The sequence below is a fragment of the Erwinia sp. MYb416 genome (assembly GCF_037479575.1).
Taxonomy (GTDB): domain Bacteria; phylum Pseudomonadota; class Gammaproteobacteria; order Enterobacterales; family Enterobacteriaceae; genus Erwinia; species Erwinia rhapontici.
Window position 1 is genome coordinate 1 of the sequence record NZ_JBBGYT010000373.1, and the last position, 672, is coordinate 672.

The 672-nt window shown below is 50.0% G+C and carries 1 protein-coding gene and 1 pseudogene; both read right to left on the reverse strand.

Annotated features, from left to right (window positions below; genetic code table 11):
- Positions 1-434, reverse strand: a pseudogene (locus tag WH277_RS05380) (phage late control D family protein); the annotation flags it as partial.
- A partial coding sequence (locus tag WH277_RS05385) for a phage tail protein (protein ID WP_339504853.1) occupies positions 431-672 on the reverse strand: 242 nt, incomplete at its 5' end. The gene WH277_RS05385 and the pseudogene WH277_RS05380, both read right to left, overlap by 4 nt.

Here is a 672-nt window from a genome sequence, read left to right on the forward strand (position 1 = left end):
TTGTTGGGCAATGACGCTCCCAGCTTATTGCGTTCGGCGATACGCTTTACAATCTCGCCCAGCGTCATCCGGTCATAGGATTCCGATCGGCTCTCTTTCAGGACATCGCTCAAGTCAGCACTAAACCCGCTCAAGGCAAGCTTGTCAGGGGAGCCTGTATGAGTGACTGTTTGAATAATGAATTTCCCTTTATCAAAAAGCGCCATCCCCTGCCAGCCGATAGAGATCTGCAATATACTCCCCCGCTGCGGCAGGATGATTTTTCCATCGCTGTCATCAAGCTCCATTGTGAAAGTATCCAGCTCCATGCCGCGTTTATCCGTGATTGTCATGCCCATTAAACGGGATCGGAAGTTGCTGGTGATATCAATATCATCGAGTTTTATCTGATAATCGGGCCCCATCTGTGCACCAATATTTATGGCATCCATCACAGGCTCTCCAGCAGTTTAGAGGCGTTATTACCCACCTTATTGATCACCTCTTCCGCCTGCTGTTTCAGGTCACCGAACATCTCCAACAGCGATGGGTCCACGCGCTTAAGCGTGATATCGAAGCTAATTTTACGTGCAGTACCGTTCTGAAGGAGATCGCTGTGCGTGCCGTTCACACTGGTAATCACAAACATCCCGTAGGGGATGCCGTTGCCACTCAATAAAGGCCAGGCACGTC